The 463-nt window shown below is 36.5% G+C and carries 1 pseudogene; it reads left to right on the forward strand.

From position 1 onward, the window contains the following. Positions 1-369 precede the first annotated feature (369 nt). Positions 370-463: pseudogene (locus FN633_RS05970) on the forward strand (type VI secretion system tube protein Hcp); the annotation flags it as partial.

The raw sequence follows: 463 nt of genomic DNA on the forward strand, positions 1-463 counted from the left end.
CAACAAATTGAGGGCCGCACTGTTAAGAACAAAAAAAGAGAAAGTACCAGGTAAGGATTTAGATTCATACGGAACAATTGAGGTAATTGATAGTGGTTATCCTAAAAATTGCCCATAGCCTGATAAAGCTGGTTTGGTTTATTGCTCTCTTTTGCTTCGTGTCATGGATGGATGTTCGTTACTTCTCTGAACATCCAATGATCAGCAACGATACTGCAATCAAAATTGCATACTGGTTTAGCTCTAAACCGACACCGGAAGACATCTATTTTAGCTATGATTATGTTTTAATTTTCTTTAACTTCTTCTCTTCAATTATTTTGTATTTCATCATAGTAAAGTTAGTCAACACAGTAAGGAGAAAATAAAATGCCTATTCCCCCATACCTATGGCTTAAAGATGATGGCGGTGCTGACATTAAAGGATCTGTAGACGTTAAAGATCGTGAGGGCTCTATAGAAA

This window comes from Pseudescherichia vulneris, from assembly GCF_902164725.1.
GTDB classification, from domain to species: domain Bacteria; phylum Pseudomonadota; class Gammaproteobacteria; order Enterobacterales; family Enterobacteriaceae; genus Pseudescherichia; species Pseudescherichia vulneris.